General features: G+C 58.5%; 10 protein-coding genes. 5 read left to right on the top strand and 5 right to left on the bottom strand.

All coding sequences use genetic code 11. From position 1 onward, the window contains the following. Positions 1-111 precede the first annotated feature (111 nt). Together L1A08_RS11265 and L1A08_RS11260 are read left to right on the top strand one after the other, a co-directional pair. The gene (locus tag L1A08_RS11265) at positions 112-2,880 is read left to right on the top strand and encodes a PSD1 and planctomycete cytochrome C domain-containing protein (RefSeq protein ID WP_238756497.1); all 2,769 of its coding nucleotides are present in this window, start codon (positions 112-114) and stop codon (positions 2,878-2,880) included. Between the two features lie 26 nt (positions 2,881-2,906). Beyond that, on the top strand, positions 2,907-4,316 hold the full coding sequence (locus L1A08_RS11260) for a DUF1501 domain-containing protein (protein WP_238756496.1): 1,410 nt from the start codon (positions 2,907-2,909) through the stop codon (positions 4,314-4,316). A 12-nt stretch (positions 4,317-4,328) separates the two neighbouring features. Here L1A08_RS11260 and L1A08_RS11255 read toward each other — a convergent pair whose 3' ends face one another. The 4 genes from L1A08_RS11255 to L1A08_RS11240 all read right to left on the bottom strand — a co-directional run bounded on the left by L1A08_RS11255 (position 4,329) and on the right by L1A08_RS11240 (position 11,237). Then, positions 4,329-6,512, bottom strand: a complete 2,184-nt coding sequence (locus L1A08_RS11255) for a sulfatase-like hydrolase/transferase (RefSeq protein WP_238756495.1) — start codon at positions 6,510-6,512, stop codon at positions 4,329-4,331. A gap of 66 nt (positions 6,513-6,578) precedes the next feature. After that, positions 6,579-8,066 carry a sulfatase family protein gene (locus L1A08_RS11250; RefSeq protein ID WP_238756494.1) on the bottom strand — a complete coding sequence of 496 codons (1,488 nt, stop codon included), beginning with the start codon at positions 8,064-8,066 and terminating at the stop codon, positions 6,579-6,581. Positions 8,067-8,140: 74 nt separating this feature from the next. Further along, positions 8,141-9,934 (bottom strand): arylsulfatase, encoded by a 1,794-nt coding sequence (locus L1A08_RS11245; protein WP_238756493.1) that lies wholly within the window; start codon positions 9,932-9,934, stop codon positions 8,141-8,143. 139 nt (positions 9,935-10,073) lie between these two features. Continuing rightward, positions 10,074-11,237, bottom strand: a complete 1,164-nt coding sequence (locus tag L1A08_RS11240; protein WP_238756492.1) for an aspartyl protease family protein — start codon at positions 11,235-11,237, stop codon at positions 10,074-10,076. A gap of 310 nt (positions 11,238-11,547) precedes the next feature. Between L1A08_RS11240 and L1A08_RS11235 the strand changes: the two genes are divergently transcribed. The 3 genes from L1A08_RS11235 to L1A08_RS11225 all read left to right on the top strand — a co-directional run bounded on the left by L1A08_RS11235 (position 11,548) and on the right by L1A08_RS11225 (position 15,088). Next, positions 11,548-12,471, top strand: coding sequence for a YybH family protein (locus L1A08_RS11235; RefSeq protein ID WP_238756491.1), 924 nt, complete (start codon positions 11,548-11,550; stop codon positions 12,469-12,471). Positions 12,472-12,839: 368 nt separating this feature from the next. After that, the gene (locus L1A08_RS11230) at positions 12,840-14,072 is read left to right on the top strand and encodes a proline-rich domain-containing protein (RefSeq protein ID WP_238756490.1); all 1,233 of its coding nucleotides are present in this window, start codon (positions 12,840-12,842) and stop codon (positions 14,070-14,072) included. Then, complete coding sequence (locus tag L1A08_RS11225; protein WP_238756489.1) at positions 14,069-15,088, top strand: HAD family hydrolase; 1,020 nt, start codon at positions 14,069-14,071, stop codon at positions 15,086-15,088. The genes L1A08_RS11230 and L1A08_RS11225 overlap by 4 nt, the downstream gene beginning before the upstream one ends. Before the next feature lie 12 nt (positions 15,089-15,100). On the opposite strand, the gene L1A08_RS11220 is transcribed toward L1A08_RS11225, so the two are convergent. Then, entirely contained in the window at positions 15,101-16,408 is a 1,308-nt protein-coding gene (locus L1A08_RS11220; protein WP_238756488.1) for a carbohydrate porin, read from the bottom strand. Positions 16,409-16,507 lie beyond the last annotated feature (99 nt).

Raw genomic sequence — 16,507 nt, 5'->3', positions numbered from 1 at the left:
ACTCGACTCGGCTCACGTGGCGGAACGTCGCTCCCACGCGGCTGGCCGTCCGTTCCAGTCACTCCGCCCGGCTTTCCATTACTGCCCTACCAGAACAGTCCCCCTGTTGCCATGTTACATTACTATCGCTTCCTGACGTCCGTCCTGTTCTTCTTTGCGGTCGCGCCGACGATCCACGCAACCGAACCGATCTCGGCGACCGATCTTGAGTTTTTCGAGAAACGGGTGCGACCGGTCCTGATTGAACACTGCTACGACTGCCACTCCGCCGAAGAGCGCAGCGGTGGACTGAGACTCGATTCCCGACATTCCGTCCTGAAGGGGGGAGACACGGGCCCCTCGATTGTGGCGGGGGAACCGGAGAAGAGCCTGCTCATCGAAGCGATTGAGTACAACAATCGCGATCTGCAGATGCCGCCCGAACAGAAGATGTCCGATTCCCAGATTGCGGACCTCAAAGAGTGGGTAAGACGCGGGGCTCCAGACCCTCGGATCGAAACGCCTGAGGACAGCCATGAACCACTGGCCGGGATGAGCATCGAAGATGGACGCGCGTTCTGGTCCTTTCAGCCGGTCGCGAATCCCTCCTTGCCGGCTGTCGAACATTCGGACTGGGTCGCGACTCCCATCGACCACTTCGTCCTGCGTTCGCTGGAGCGGAACGATCTGACGCCTGCGCCGAAAGCCGATCGAGAAACGCTGTTGCGACGGGTGACGTATGATCTCACCGGACTCCCGCCGACAATCGAAGAACTCGACGCGTTTCTGGCAGATACATCGGACGATGCGTTCGACAAGGTCGTCGAGCGGTTGCTCTCTTCGCCGCAATACGGAGTCCACTGGGGGCGACACTGGCTCGACGTCGCCCGCTACGCCGATTCCAACGGTCTCGACGAAAACCTCGCTTATGGACACGCCTGGCGATACCGCGACTATGTGATCAATTCGTTCAACAACGACAAGCCGTACGACCGGTTTGTTATCGAGCAGCTTGCCGGCGACCTTCTTCCGGACGCCACTGTCGAAACCCGCACAGCGACGGGCTTTCTCTCGCTTGGAGCCAAAGTACTGGCCGAGCCGGATCGCAACAAGCTCGATATGGACATCATCGACGAGCAGATCGACACGACCGGCAAGGCCTTCTGGGGATTGACACTCGGCTGCGTCCGCTGTCACGACCATAAGTTTGACCCGGTTAAACAGAGCGACTACTACGCGCTGGCCGCGATTTTCAAAAGCACCCAGACGCTGGCGGAATCGAAGACCGGAGCCATTCATCACTGGTACGAGCATTCGTTCGCCACCGAAGAAGACGAGAAAAAAGCCCAGGAGATCAGCGCCGAGATCAAGAAGCTGACCTCAGCGGCGAATGCCTATAAGAATGGCCTGGTGACCGAACTGCGGAATCGAACACGGGAACAGGCGGTCGAGTATCTCGCTGCTGCCGTGCTGGTCTCGCCGCAGATGTCGCTCGTCGACATGGCGAAGGTTGCTGAGCCGCGTGGACTCCATCCCCGCATCCTGCACCATTGCCGATTGCATCTGGAGTACCATCAGGATGATCCGTTCTTCCGTCCCTGGCACGATCTGGCGTCGAAGGGCGATTCCTCCGCGGTGCGTCAGCATTACGAGTCGCTGTTCGCTGAAATGCGACAGGCAACCGAGGCCGCAGAGGATAAAAAAGCTCCGCTGACCGAGGAACATCTCGAACAGGCACGGGTCGCCGTGAACGATAACTCGGGCTTCCTCGCACTCCCCGCCAAGCCGGAATACGTACTGACCGAGGATCAGATTGCCGAATACCATCGGCTGCTGGCTGTGGCCCGTGAGTTCGAAAGTCAGGCGTTTGACGAGCCAGCCGCGATGGGAGTCGCCGATGGCGAGGTGGTCCCGACGATCCCGATTCATATTCGGGGAAGCTATAAGAATCTTGGACAGCCGGTGGCCCGCGAAGTCCCGGAAGTCATGCGACTGAGCGACTCCCGCCCGATCTTCCCGGAGACCGGCAGCGGTCGCCTCGAACTGGCCATGTGGGCGACGAGCACCGAACATCCGTTGACAGCTCGCGTGATCGTAAACCGTATCTGGGGCTGGCATTTCGGGCAGCCGCTGGTGAAATCGACGGAAAACTTCGGCGTCCTCGGTGATCAGCCTTCGCATCCCGAACTGCTTGACTGGCTGGCGTGGAACTTCATGGATCGTGGCTGGTCGATCAAAGAGCTGCATCGAATGATCGTCCACTCCAGCGCCTACCAGATGTCCTACCATCATCCGGAGTTCGAGAAGTGCGCCGCTGTTGACCAGGAAAACAGGCTTCTCTGGCGGGCCCATCTCCGCCGGTTACCTGCCGAGTCGCTTCGCGACGCGATCCTGTCGATCTCTGATCGCCTCGACCCTACGCTGGGAGGAAAGACGGTGCCACTGCGGAACCGGCAATTCGTCTTCAACCACACCTCGGAGGATCACACGAAGTACGACAGCCTTAGGCGAGCCGTGTATCTTCCGGTGATCCGCAACAACCTGTACTCGCTCTTCGAGCAGTTCGATTTCCCCGATCCGACGATGCCAACCGGGCATCGCAATGTCACAACGATCGCACCGCAGGCGCTTCTGCTCATGAACTCCGCTCTCGTCCTCGATTCCGCGGAAGCTTTCGCCCAACGAGTCATCGAGAGCGCGACAGATCCCGAAGACCGGATCGAGTTTGCCTACCGCGTTGCCTACGGTCGAGAACCCTCGCCCGAGGAGTCGCGCTATGTCGCGGCGTTTCTCAACGATCAGTCAACTGGTGCAGAAACGTCTCCGGCAGCCGAACTTAAAGCCTGGTCCGTGGTCTGCCACGGGCTGATCGCCGCCAACGAGTTCATCTACCTCAAGTAATTCTCCCACTGCGAAGTACCGATCCCATGCACGACTGCGAACTCCACTCCCGTCGACACCTGATGAAATCGTCAGCCGCCGGCTTTGCATCGCTGGCGATGGCCGGCCTGCTCGCCGGTGAATCCCAGGCAGAATCATCCGGCCCGACCGCAGCAATACCGCCCCAGTTTCCGGCTCGAGCCCGCCGGATCATTTTCCTGTTCATGAAGGGGGGGCCGTCGCATGTCGACACGTTCGATCCCAAGCCGATGCTCGACCGCGATCACGGGAAACCACTGCCGTTCCCGCTGCCCGAAGTGACCTTCGCCAAGCAGGGAAATCTGCTGCGATCACCATGGAAGTTCCGGCAATACGGCGAGAGCGGACTGCCGGTGAGCGATCTGTTCCCGAACGTCGCCAAACGTATCGACGATCTGTGTGTACTACGCTCGCTGCACGGCACCAACCCCGCCCATGGCGGGGCACTGCTCAAGTTGCATACCGGCAGCGACCAGTTTGTCCGGCCGAGCTTTGGTTCATGGATTGTCTACGGCCTCGGCACCGAGAACGAAAACCTGCCGGCGTTTCTGACCATCTGCCCCACACTCGCTCACGGCGGCGTGAACAACTGGGGTTCCGCCTTTCTCCCTGCTCATTGCCAGGGAACCCCGCTCGGCAATGCGAGCCTGAGTTCGTCTCAGGTCGGAGTGAAGCATATCGCCAATCCACAACTGAGCAGCCGAGAACAGCGAAAGCAGCTCGATTTCATTCGTGGACTCAATCAGAATCATCTGGAGCGAACCGAATACGACACGGCTCTGGAAGGACGGTTGCACTCGTTCGAACTGGCCTATCGCATGCAGGCTTCCATGCCGGAGGCGCAGGATCTGTCGCAGGAATCGGATTCCATGCAGAAGCAGTACGGCCTCGACAACCCAGTGACTGCTGATTTCGGCCGGCAGTGTTTGATGGCTCGGCGGTTTCTCGAACGAGGCGTCCGCTTCGTGCAGGTGACACACAGTGACAGCGAAGTTCAGTGGGACCAGCACGGCAATCTGTATCAGGGCCACACCAAGAACGCAGCCGAGGTCGATCTGCCAATTGCCGGTCTGCTGCAAGACCTGAAATCACGCGGACTGCTCGAGGACACGCTCGTCCTCTGGGGCGGCGAGTTCGGTCGCACACCCACCGCTCAAGGGAACGACGGCCGCGATCACAACCCGCACGGCTTCACCATGTGGATGGCCGGCGGAGGAGTGAAGGGGGGCTATGCCTATGGAGCGACCGACGAATACGGCTACTACGCGGCCGAAAAGAAGATGCACATCCACGATCTCCATGCAACGATCCTGCACCTCCTCGGCATCGATCACGAACGCCTCACCTTCCGTTACGCCGGTCGGGACTTCCGCCTGACCGACGTGGAAGGAGTGGTGGCAAAGGATATTTTCGCCTGAAGCCTGGAAGTCTCAGTCATCCTGCCCGTAGACCGGTGGTTTCCAGTTCTTCGGCAGCCGTCCCTGCGGTTTCACACCGAGAGAGCCATCAGGGATCGGGGCATCCTCGGGAGAAAGAAGCGGCAAGTCATCCGGCAGGTGTTTGATGCGGAAGTCTTTAAACTGGATCTTCATCGCCGGACCAACATGCACCTGCACCGCGAGCACACCGTCGAGTGAGCGGCCGTCCTCGTCGAGGTCGACCAGGTCCGCCGTCTGATGCCCATCAATCCAGTGCTGATGGTGGTTCCCCTCGACCAGGACGCGATACTCATGCCATTCGTCGGGAGCGAATTCCTTCACTGGCATCTGCCCGACAATCCAGGAACGTCCTTCGGGATCGATAATCACCTTCTCGCCTGTGTGAGCCAGAATCCGTCGTCCGCGTTCTTCATACAGCATTCCGTTGTACTGCGGCACATTCGCGACAATATCACACTGATATCCGCTGACGATATCGAGATCGATCTCGGGCCGAGGGGCGCCGCGGTACTGCAGTCCGCTGTTTCCACCCGGCGTGACTTTCACCTTCACCCGCAAATCGAAATTGCGAATCGTGGCCTGTTTCCAGGTGATGAACCGGTTCATCTTGAGGGAACCATCTGTCGTGCCGGTCATCAGCCCGTCTTCGACGGACCAGTACTGGGGATCGCCTTCCCAGCCATTCAGGTTCTTTCCGTTGAACAGATTGACGAATCCGTCCTTGCCCGGCCTCACGGTCACGGCGGCTGCGGCGACCGGATGCGGATCGGTCGATTTCTGGAACTCGCCGTTCAGCGGAGACAACGGTCCGCCGAGCTCATCGACGGTTTTCGACGTTCGTTTCCGGAATTCCTCCAGCGTCGCCTGATGGTTGGTATCGCCGGCGAGATTGTGCAGTTCGTCGGGATCGTTCTTCAGGTCATAGAGAAATTCATGACCGTGATCGAAGTAACGGGCGTACTTGTAGCGATCGGTCCGAATTCCTTCCCAGGCGGGAATCCGGTTGCGGACCGCGAAGTGTTCGTGATAGCTCTCCTCCCGCCAGTCGGAAGGCTTCGTTCCTTCGACAACCGGCTTCAGGCTGGCGCCCTGATATTCTTTCGGGACATTCACCCCGGCCCAGTCGAGAAAAGTGCTGGGGAAGTCGAGGTTGAGCGCAATCGCTTCGGTGACCTTGCCGCGCTCTGATTCGGGAACGCGCGGGTCAGCGATGATCAGCGGCACGCGGATCGACTCTTCAAAGTGCGACCACTTGCCGGACAGTCCACGGTTGGCCATGTGGTAGCCGTTGTCGGCGGAGTAGACCACGATCGTATTGTCGGCCAGGCCGGCTTCCTCAAGAGCTTCGAGGAAGCGGCCGATGGCGTTGTCGATTCCGGTGACCATTCTCAGGTAGGCCCGCATGTTGGTCTCATACTTTTCAGGCGAATTCCAGCGCCAGAAGTACCGTTCGCGGGTGATGCTTGTTTGCAGGAAGTCCGGCAGTGCTTCGAACGTCGCCGGATTATCGAGGCGGGGACGGTACATCTCAATATCTTCGTACAGACCGTTTGCCGACTGTGGCCAGGCAAAGTGCAGACCAGGGCGTCGATCACCATCTTCAGCATGGCAGGCGTTAAACCACATGTTGACAGCAAAGGGCTGATCCTTCGGCTGATTCTTGATGAAGTCGATGCCTCGATCGACAATCAGGTCGGTCTCGTGACGCAGCGAGCCATCCGGCTGCCGCTTGTAGAACGGATTGCGGAAGATCGCTTCGTATTCGTCGAAATGTTCTTCCGGGCGATAGCCACGCGGCATCTTGGCGTGCCACTTCCCGAAGAACCCCGTCCGATAGCCATTCTTTCGCAAGAGATCGGAATAGAGCGTCTCGGCAACTTCGGGCTTGGTCGCTTCCGGATTGTCGGGCAGACCGTAAGTGCGTCCCGTGCGACCAGTCAGAATCGTTGTCCGGCTCACCCAACAGATCGGCTGACTGACAAACGAATTCTGAAACCGCGTCCCGCGAGCAGCGAGAGCATCGATATTCGGCGACTGCACGACGCCATTGCCGTAGCAGCCGAGAGTGCTCGTCGTCTGATCATCGGCGAAGAAGAAGACGATGTTCGGGCGCTCGGCTGCCTCAACCGGGGAGACCGAGAGACTTAACAGAACGAGAAAGAGCAGCTTTTTCATAGGATGGATCAATTACTTGAAGATAGTGTCAATGAGATCATTCGGATCGATCGAGGAGAATCCGGGTTAGTTGTCGTAATCGTCGCCGGAAACACTGTTCAGAACCGATGACTGCCAGTCGCGCAGCCTTTTTTGCAGGCGTTTCACGTCATCCGCACGCTTGTCGGCCAGATTGTTCTTCTCGGCTGGATCACTGGTGAGGTTGAAGAGTTCCACACGCGGCTTCCCGCCCTTTTCGTGGACGACCAGTTTCAGATCCCCGTCAATGATGGCTCGCGGCCCTTCGTAGTCGGCATCTGAGACGGGCGGATGTTTGAAGTTCACGAAATCGCGCGTCGGCTTGCCGTTCATGAACTTCACCAGCGGAGTCGTTCCTTCCTGCAGAGCCGGGTCGATCCACGGTTCCGTTTTCGCCTTCCGCACGTGAGACATTTCGAATTCCCAAAAGTAAAGCGGGTTGGTTCGCTCTTCGTTTCCGCCAATGATCGGATTGAGTTCGATCCCATCGAGCGGGCGATCCGGCAGCGACTGTCCGGTGATCGCACCGAGGGTCGGAAGCAGATCGCTTGTGCTGGCCCGAACGCTGGTTGTCTTCGGATCGAGGATTCGAGCCGGCCATTCCACGAGGCCGGGGACAAGAATGCCTCCCTCGTAAACCTGGCCTTTCACTCCCCGGTGCGGCTCGCCCAGCGCAGAGTCGCCGGAAGTTCCGTTGTCGCCGCAGTAGAACAGGACGGTGTTCTCGCGAAGGCCTTCTTCTTCGAGATGATCCCGCAGGAACCCGATCGCCCGGTCCATGGCCGTGATTTCCGCATACCGCTCGCGCAACACTTCGCCCTGCGGCCGGGTCGTTTGCTGTCCCGTCTCGTTGGAGGTCAGCTTCACTTTTTTCGTGTACTTGCCGGGAAGATCGTCGTACAAAGCGAGATCCTCCGCCAGTCCACTGTAGGGCTCATGTGGCGAGCCGAACCAGATCACGGTGAGCGACGGCTTCTTCTCCTTAGCCGATGCATCGATGAATCGAATCGCTTCCTTGATCAGGATGGCCGAGCTTTCGCCCTCGTAGACTGTGGGGGTGGCACCATTACGGGAGAGAGTCGGATTCATCTCGAAGAAGTTGTCATGGGAGACCCATTCATCGAATCCCATCGCTCCGGGATTGGTGGGAGAACCTTCTTTAACGGTGCCCACATGCCACTTGCCGAAGTGACCGCAGCGGTAGCCCGCTTTCTGCAGAAGATGAGCGATCGTGATCTCTTCGGGCCGGAGTGACCAGCCTGGAGCAAACGTTCCCATTCGATTCGGATGACGGCCCGTCAGAAAGCTGGCTCGTGTCGGCGAGCAACTCGGATGAGCGGCGTAAAAGCGGTCGAACTTCAGACCGGAACTGGCCATCTCGTCGAGTACCGGCGTCTTGACATAGGGATGTCCGTTATAGCCGGTTTCTTCCCAGCCGTGATCGTCCCCCATCATGAGAATGATATTGGGAAGCTCGGCGGCTTCGAGCGGCGCCGTGAATACGACAGCGAAGAACAATAGAAGCAGGATTCTCATAATGGCGATCTCTTTATTGCGGAGGGTCCGCGAAACAGTCAGACAGTCACATCGTCGATTCTGGCAGAGGTCATTCAGTCCAGCAGCGTCAGCGTGACACGGCGGACATCCATGACGTAATCGCCCGGGATCTCCAGAGCCCGCAGCACGAGTTCGCCTTCGCCCTTGTCGAGTTTCATCTCTCCCAGATGCAGTGTCCGGAACGGCTTCATCTGCGATTCCGCCGGCGGACGGGGCAGGGTGTCCTGATTCGTGTAGAGCGGCGGATCCCAGCCCGGCTCGACGCGTCCTTTCAGATTGTGATTGCCGCAGGAGAGTTCAATCTGCGAGCCGGCGTCGTCGACCGGACAGGTGTAATCAATTGTCACGTCGTAACGGCCAGCGGTATGCACATCGAGCAACCAGACCATGCGGCCTTCTTCGCTGGTCCAGTTCACGAAATAGGAACAGTTCGGAGCACTGCTGCTGCGTTCAACACCTCCTTCGGGGTCCCCATCCCGAGCCGGCAACATGGTGATTGGGAACTCGCGATAGCCGACGGTCAACGGGCGTGAATCGACTGCGTTCCGCTTCTTCTTTTCCCGATCCGCTCCGTCTCGATCCGCGTTGAGTACATTCATCTTCCAATCTTCGACCTCGGCTTTCAGTCGCTTCGCCGTTTGCTCGTGCTGCTTATTCACCGGCTGCGTCTGACCGGGATCGGCGACCATGTCATACAGGTTGCCTTGATGATCGAGGCGGAACTGCTGAGTGCGGGCACTGGTTCGCCCCGCCCAAGTTGAAAAGATCGTTCGATCTGACCATTTGGTCTGCTTGCCCATGAGCAGCGGACTGAGGTCACGTCCGTCAAGTGGCTTGTCTCCGATCCGTTCGATCCCGGCGAGACTCGTCAGCGTCGGCAGCAGGTCAATCGCCCCGGCGATCTGAGTCACCGTGGTGCCTGCAGGCAGTTTGTTCGACCAGCGGATGTAGCACGTCGAGCGAACACCTCCTTCGTCGGTGCTTCCCTTGCGGCCCTTCATGCCACCATTCCAGCGCCAGCTGTTGGGGCCGTTATCGGAGAAGTAAACCACGATCGTATTCTCAGCGACTCCCAGTTCCTCCAACCGGTTCAGCACGCGGCCAACGTTGTCGTCCTGATTCTTGACCATCGCCAGAGCACACCGGGTATGATCCGGTTCTTCCCGCTGGGGCTCGGTCGCGGTCTGTTCAATCGGCATGTCTTTGTACTCATTCCAGTACTCCTGTGGCACCGCCCAGGGGGAATGCGGCGTGGAGTACGGTACGTAACAGAAGAACGGCTGCGATTGATTTCGATTGATAAATTCGATCGCGCGATCGGTGCAGACGTCGGCAATGTACCCTTCCGTGCGAATCATCTTGCCGTTTTCTTCGAGAGGAGCATCGAAGTATTCGCCCCAGTGCCCGGCGGTATGGCCAAAGTACTCATCGAATCCTCGCCCACAGGGATGGTAGGGATACTGACTGCCGTTGTGCCATTTGCCGAAGGCGCCAGTCGCATAGCCTGCCTTATTAAAGGCATCAGCGACCGTCGCCTCATCGAGATTCAACCGCTCCTGACCAGTCGAGACGCCGCGAACACCACCACGCGGGTGGTATCGTCCGGTGAGAAACTCCGCTCGCGTCGGCGAGCAGACCGGGCAGACGAAATAGCGATCAAGCGTAACCCCCGCCTGGGCGATGGAATCGATATTCGGCGTTCTCGTCTGGTGGTTTCCGTTCTCGCTGTAGTCCCCCCAGCCGGCATCGTCGGCCAGAAAGACGACAACATTCGGCTTCGTCGTTTCGGCTTGAACCTGAGCGGCGAAGTGCAGTGAAAGGGTAACGATCAGAAGAATTCGTAGCATGGCAGGCAGATCTTGCTCGAGGATTGGTGTCAGAGATTCTCGATGAAGGTACGCGATCCCATCGGAACGCATCAGCGAATTCTAAAGTATGACGCGATCGGTTGCGACTGATCGATCCACTTCCGCTCACTCGGATGTCTCAGCGGAGCAGATCTTCCAGCTGCACCTGAACGTCGAGCAGTTCCCCGTCGCGTCTCACGGCAATAGCGAGCCGTGTTCCCGCCGGTCCAGAGAAGAACGTCGAAGGATTTCGTGGACCGGACTCATCTCGTCCACTGAAGTTAAAATCGTCGATCGACGCCAGAACATCGCCATTTCTCAGTCCGGCTTTCGCGGCGGGCGAACCGTCCAGTACGCGGCAACGTAATACCGATTCGTCATCCGGGTCGGGAATGAAAACCGCTCCCAGGCGATTGTGGTCGGGAATCGACGCGATGGGCTGTGTGAGCAGCATCTTCTCCTCCCGGCTGATGATGATCCGCAGATTCCGGAGTGCCCGAATTCCGATCATGGCGATGAACTCTTTCCCGGCCGCGTCGATCGCCATGTCTTCTTCGGATTCCGGGATCACACTGAGATCGACGTCGCGAAAGGTCAGATCTCCCAGCGAGAACTCTTCCGCCCATGAAAGCTCATAGGATTCGACATCGCCAACGAAATACTGAAACGTCTCCAGCGTTACACCAGCTTCAGGATGTTCTTCCCGCCATTGTCTCCACAGCTGTGGAGACAGCCTCAGCCCACAGCTGGTCCCCGTATCGACGAACACGCGACCCATCTCCTTGCCCTCATGGGTGACGGCAAAGAAGAGCTGCGAGTTCTCGGCTTCGAGTTGCCATCGCTGCCAACCTCGCTCGGGCAGGCGATTAAGCGTCAGCACACGGCGGTCGTAGCCATCAATCAGCACGTGAGCCGAGTTAACGTTTCGCCAGCTCAGAACGCCATCGAACGGAGCCTTTCGGGGACTCACCACCACACGAAGCGGGGTCGTCATCGTTTGGCCGAACATCGCAAACTCCACAGGAGCGGTCCGGCCGATCGGCACCCGGTAGTTCCCGAGCTGCTGCTCGCGTTGGGCGTCGATCTCAATCTTCAGTCGTTCGGCCGCACTGCTCAAGATTGCCGAGAACGAAGCACCGGTATCGTAGAGCAGGCGAACGGGCTGCTCGTTGATCCGGGCATTCACAAGGATGCGATCTCCTTCAAAGTAAGGAGCCGCTTCCTGGGCGTGAATCTCCATGGCGCTTAATTCCAGGCCCATCATGAGCAGCACGATCGAGAACCGTTGGCAGGAGCGCATCATATAACTCGGGTCCATAAAGCGAGGCCGGAAGAACGGCAGATCAATGTCGACTGACGCAGAGAATAATGAAGAACGAATGTCTTTCCTATGGGACTCCGATGAAGGCGTTGAACATTATCTCCATGGTGTCGAATCACAGATCTATTGTTGCGGAGCGAATTAAATCTTGGCAGGATGTCGAGACTTGCCGGTACGGAAGCACAGTGTCGGATGCGTTATGGGCCACTCGCATGAGGAATCGACAGGCAAGAAAGCAATGACTGATTCCCAGTTCTGCTCACCCCTCCTGTTCTGACGAGAAGGAACGACCATGCGAGTGCTCCGAGCTCTCTTTGCGTTTTGTCTACTCTCCTGTTTTACCACAATGGCGATCGCCGAGGAGAATGCGTCCGGCAGCCAGGACGTAATCCGGAAGCAGATCCAGTCCTATGTCGAGTACTTCAACCAGGGCGATACAGACAAGATCGCTCAACTCTGGGCGGAAGACGGAGTCTTCGCGAATCTCACGCTCGGCGGCTCGACGCAGGGCAGGACGCAGATTGTGGCCGAGCTAAGCAGCTTTCTTAGCACACAACCCGGAGCCCGACTGACCGGCTCGGTGGATGAGATCAAGCTTCTGGGAGAGACAGCGGCGAAAGTAACTGGAAGCACTCAGCTTGTGCTCGAAGACGGCACAGCCGAGACGAGCTCGTTCATTATTCTTTTCGTGCAAATTGATGATGAGTGGCTGATCGAATCGATCACCGAGACGAGTCAGCCGATCAAGTCCGCCCGCGAAGAGCTCGCCGAACTCGAATGGCTCATCGGGGATTGGAAGGATCAGACCGAGGGGGCGGATGTGGCGACGTCGTGTCGCTGGTCTCGCGGGGAGGTCTACCTGATCAGGACGTTTTCCGTCAGCCTGGGTGAGACAGTTTCAGAAGGGACCGAGATCATTGGCTGGGATCCCCAGGTTCGCCAGATCCGGTCCTGGTCGTTCTTCTCCGATGGATCGTTTGGTTCCGGCTTCTGGACGAAGAATGGCGATAAGTGGGTCGTGCAGTCAGTACACACTCTGGCCGAAGGAGATGTCGCCGACAGCCTGCGAGTGATCAGCGATATTGCTGAAGACTCAATGCGCGTTCAACTGGCGAGCCATTCCATCAACGGCGAACTTCAGCCGGCTCGCGAACCTGTCACGGTGACGCGCATCGCCAGTGAGACTGCAGCGGCGAATGAAGGAGGCCAGGAATGAAATGCATTGATTCAATGGCCCGACTGAGAACACTTTTCACAATCCTGTGTTGTGCGGCACTCGCGATCCCGCTTTACGCGGGATTTGGGGGACGTGGCGGCGGCGTGTCTCGCGGCGGGGGAGGGCGTCCCGGTGGTGGAGGCGGTGCATCGCGACCAACCTCCCGTCCGAATATCAGCGCCCCGAATATCTCACGACCTTCGTCACGTCCATCAGCACCGTCCCGTCCCACGGCGAGGCCCTCGACGCCATCACGCCCGAACATCAGTCCGCCCAGTGGCGGGTTCAAACCGTCCCTGCCGAACAGACCAGGTGGACAACGACCGAGTCTGCCCAGTGGGAATCGGCCGGATATCAGCATTCCGAATATGCCGTCATTCCCAAGCGGTGGCTCCCGTCCGCAAACTCGGCCGGGCAACGTGGGTCCCGGTGGCGGAGAGCGCCCCTCTCTTCCCGACGCAGGCAATCGCCCCTCACGTCCGGGGGGAGACAACCGTCCGTCGTTGCCCGGCGGCGGAAATCGTCCCGGCGGCACCCCCTCGTTCCCCGGGGGAGGGCGTCCTCAACCAGGCGATCTGGGTGACTTTCTCGGGATCGACAAACCGTTGCGGCCAGAAACTCAACCCGGCTTCCGTCCAGATAACCGACCGGTTAACCGCCCCGACAGCAGACCAGGCTCTCGGCCCGAGAACCGTCCCGCCGGCAATCGTCCCGGCTGGATCGACGGCTCCGGTTCGCACAATAACATCATCAATAACAAGCCGGGCTGGATCAACATCGATAACAGCACCAACATCAATATTCACAACCGCTGGACGAACGCGATCAACAATCAGGGGAATCGCGTGACGACGCTCCCGGCTGAACGCCGGCGCTACTGGGACAACTGGGGTGGAGGGGTCCGTCATCACTGGGATTACGGACGATACCACAACTGCTTCAATGATCGCTGGTGGTCCAACCATTATCACGGCGTCGCCGGCTGGCATTACTGCTCCCACTACAACAGATACCACTGGAGTTACTGGTGGCGTCGGCCGGCCTGGGGCAGCTTCGGAACCTGGTTTGTCTGGTGGAATGCAAATTCCAGTTCCTGGCAGCAGCCGGTCTACTATGACTACGGCAGTGGCGGGAACGTCTATTACGAAGGTGACACCGTTTATCTTGCCGGAGAGCCGATTTCTTCGGCGGATGACTTTGCCATGTCCGCCGGCGAACTGGCGACCGTCGCTCCCCCCGCGTCGGAACAGGAAGCCGATTCGGCGGAATGGATGCCGCTGGGAACGTTCGCGCTCTCCACAGGAGAGAACGACATCGATCCCAGTCGCGTGGTGCAATTGGCGGTCGATCGTCAGGGCATCATCAGCGGCACGCTTTACAACACCCAGTCCGACCAGACTCAAACCATTCAGGGTCAGGTCGATAAACAGACACAGCGCGTCGCGTTCCGTATGGGTGACAGCGACACCCTTGTCGCGGAAACCGGCCTCTATAACCTGACGCAGGATGAAGTTCCATTGCTCGTGCACTTCGGAACCGAACAGACGCAGACGTACCTGCTCGTCCGGTTGGATGAGCCCGCCGAAGGAGACGAACAATGAACAGAGACCACAATCGATTCTCCGAGGGGCGCAGCCTGAAGCTGCGGCTGGCTCTGTTACTGACCGTGTTCGCGGTCGGCCTGCAGAACTCTTCATTCGCAGAAGACCCGTTGCCATCGTGGAATGATGGTCCGGCGAAGACCTCGATTATCGACTTCGTGGAATGTGCCAAAAGTGACGGCTGCGAGAAGTACATAGCTCCGGAAGATCGAATTGCCGTTTTCGACAATGATGGCACTCTCTGGTCGGAACAGCCGGCCTACTTTCAGCTGCTCTTCGCGCTCGACCGAGTGCGGGAAATGGCGGCCGATCATCCCGAATGGAAGAACGAGGCGCCGTTCAAGGCAGTTCTGGACGGTGATCTCAAAGCGGTTGTCGAATCCGGCAAAGAAGGTCTGTTAAAGATCATCGCGACGACTCATGCGGGGATGACCACGGAGGAATTCGCCGCGACCGTTCACCAATGGATCGAGAACGCGAAACACCCCACGAAGAAGGTGCCTTACACAGAACTTATTTTCCAGCCAATGCTGGAGGTCCTCAATTATCTGCGAGCCAATGGCTTCAAGACCTACATCGTTTCCGGTGGCGGGGTCGAATTCATGCGGGTCTTCGCCGAGCGGGTTTACGGCGTCCCGCCGGAGCAGGTCATCGGCAGCAGCATCGTCACCGAGTTCCGGATTCGAGAGGGGATCCCGGTCATCGAGCGGAAAGCCGAGATCGACTTCATCGACGACAAAGAGGGCAAGCCGGTCGCCATTAACAAATTCATCGGTCGCCGCCCGGTCGCTGCCTTCGGGAACAGCGATGGCGATCTGCAGATGTTGCAATGGACAGCCGGTCGAACCGGTCCGTCGTTATGCGTTCTGGTTCACCATACCGACGCCACTCGCGAGTGGGCCTACGATAAGGATTCCCACATCGGACGACTCGACAAAGCGCTGACAGTCGCTCGAGACACCAAATGGAGCATTGTCGATATGAAACAGGACTGGAGGATCATCTACCCCGAGTGACCTGCACGTCATTCAGAAGGCGAGCAGGGCCCGCAGTCCGAACAGGTAGGCGGTATCGATCCCGTTTCGGGCCGGGTCGAGGATCTGCACATCCGGTGTGATCTGCAGGTAGTCGGTCGCCTGGATGCGGTAGTACATTTCGATCCCCTGGCCCTGCAGTCCGATGTTCAGAGCGTTCGCTGTGATCGGATTGAGCGCGTCACTGCTGCCAACCTGATACCAGCCAATCCCGAAGTAATCCTGTTCGCGTCCGTGAATCATCGCGTTCCCGCCGACGCCGAAACTCAGGAAGTATTCGACGAGGTTCGTGTCCTCATCGGCAATCCCCGCACGACCAAACACGCCCCAGCCACGGGCCTCTTCGGTGCAGCAGTCATCCTCATAAATCAGATACTGATCCGCATTCCAGTAGACCGACCACGAACCTGTCTGCTGAGGAATGCCGACTCGGGTGACACTCAAGCGGGGGTCGCCACCAAGATCGGTGTACTGGCGACTGCTCCAGGTGGCTCCCAGAACCTGATGTCCCGGCTTACCGCCGAAGTCTGTTGGCAGACGTGTTTCAGCAGCCAGCGTCGCGCCCTGATCGAACAGCTGCCCGAATCCGTCGGTCGAAGCCGTGTCGATGGTATTGAGCACACTGAAGTTGAAGATCGGCTCCTTGTCCTTCAAGTAGCTGAACGTGACTCCGAGAGTTGAATACGGCACCGTCCGGAACGCCACCGGGTTGACCACCATCGCCACGTTTGAGAACTGAGAGAGACCTCGGCCTGAAGCGAACGCGTTCTGGTCGGAGTCGAATGTATCCAGTTTGCCAAACGAAACCGCAAACTCTTCGCTCAGAAACTGAGTAAAGAGAACGTTGGTCAGTAGAAGATCGTCGGTGTCGCCGGGAAGGGAGGTTGAGATCGCCGAAGGCAGAATGACGCCATCAGGCGGTCCACCCCGCATCCCGAAGCGATGCTCGGCTCGCAACTTCAGGAACAGACCTTCCTGGCCTGCCAACTTGCCCAGGTCGAGATTGGCGATGTAATCGCCATGGCCGCCGTAGTCGAATTCCTGCCGCACGCCACCGGCCGCCGTGCCCTGATACATCTGATACAGATTGGCGTTGAACGTGATCCCCGATTCCGCCATCCGTTCCAGCAGACTCAGTTCCGAACAGCAGTCCTCGTCGATACAGGAATCACAGCAAAGTTCTTCCGCTGAACACAGGACGACTTCCGCATCGGCGTTCGTCAGCCAGGGCGAAAACTCACAGCTCGCCGCATGAGTTGCTACGGGGATGCCCAAACTGAGCAGGCAAGTGAATGACTTCAAGAGTCGTCTTCGCACCATGTTTCACGTCCTGTCGACTCGGGGCTGAACACACAATCCGTCTGTTCAGTCATATCGGAGCCATCCGCACGCTCAATGCGA

Origin of the sequence: Rubinisphaera margarita (assembly GCF_022267515.1) — a bacterium.
GTDB classification, from domain to species: Bacteria; Planctomycetota; Planctomycetia; order Planctomycetales; family Planctomycetaceae; genus Rubinisphaera; species Rubinisphaera margarita.
The sequence above is the reverse complement of the archived record's forward strand: the minus strand, read 5'-3'. Positions and strand labels throughout refer to the sequence as shown.